Source organism: Acinetobacter sp. YH12233 (assembly GCF_013417725.1).
Classification (GTDB): domain Bacteria; phylum Pseudomonadota; class Gammaproteobacteria; order Pseudomonadales; family Moraxellaceae; genus Acinetobacter.
The window spans coordinates 1-1197 of sequence record NZ_VPDK01000089.1 but is presented as its reverse complement, the minus strand read 5'-3'; the positions used below and the strand labels follow the sequence as shown (position 1 = coordinate 1197).

Sequence of the window (1197 nt, the reverse complement as noted above, 5' to 3'; positions counted from 1 at the left end):
TGTAACTCCAAAATAGAAATGTCCGGTTTCTCCAAAGTAAAAATGTCCGCTTTTAGAATATGCACTTTTGCAATTTCGTTAGCGGACGGTTTGATATGTTGGTGTCTATGTCGGATAAAGAACTTAAACGATTGTCGGTCTTGCAGGAAATCTGCGATCAACGCATAACTCAATCCCAGGCTGCTCAGCTACTTCATATTTCAGAACGTCAGATCAGACGTTTACTGCAGAAATACAAAGCTCAAGGTCCCGCTGCATTAGCCCATGCCGGTCGTGGCCAAATCAGCAATTCCAAACTTCCTGAAGAACTCAGACTCAAGTGCCTCAATATTGTTTCTGATCAACTCCATGGTTTCGGACCCACTTTAGCGCATGAAAAGCTCACCACCGTACATGGATTCGATCTTTCAGTAGAAACCCTGCGTTCCTGGATGATTGCAGCTGACTTATGGATTCCTCGATCCAAGCGCCTAAAACGCCCGTATCAGCCTCGTTACAACCGGGATTGCTTTGGTGAACTGATCCAAATTGATGGCTCATATCATGACTGGTTTGAAGGACGCGCTGCTAAATGCTGTCTGCTGGTGTTTATCGATGATGCTACAGGAAAATTGCAGCATTTACGCTTCTGTGAATCAGAATCAGCCTTTGATTATATGATTTCAACACGCTTGTATGTTGAGCAGCATGGTAAGCCGTTGGCATTTTACAGCGACAAACATTCAGTCTTCAGGGTGAATCAAAGCAGCAAGAAAGACACCAAGATTACCCAGTTTGGACGCGTACTCAGTACCCTGAATATCGATATCATCTTCGCCAATTCACCACAGGCCAAAGGCCGTGTGGAACGTGCCAACAGAACCCTTCAGGACCGTCTGATCAAGGAGATGCGTCTGGAAGGTATCAGCTCGATTGAGCAAGCTAATGCCTGGCTACCCTGCTTCATTGAGCAGTTCAATCAGAAGTTCGCCAAGATGGCTTTTAATCCTAAGGATCTACATCGGCCTATCACTGAAACAGCCGAAGAATTAGATGATATTTTTACTTGGCGTGAACCCCGCAGAGTCACGAATAGCCTGACGATTACTTATGATAAATGCGTATATCTCCTGGAAAACACCGAAGAAAATCAAAGGTTGATCGGTAAGTATCTTGAGTTCCTGGAATACCCGGATGGTACTGTAGCCCTCATGCATG

General features: G+C 45.0%; 1 protein-coding gene. It reads left to right on the top strand.

Annotated elements, in window-relative coordinates:
• Positions 1 to 107: 107 nt before the first annotated feature.
• The coding region (locus FTV12_RS16365) for an ISNCY family transposase (protein ID WP_180034345.1) at positions 108 to 1197 on the top strand (1090 nt) is incomplete at its 3' end.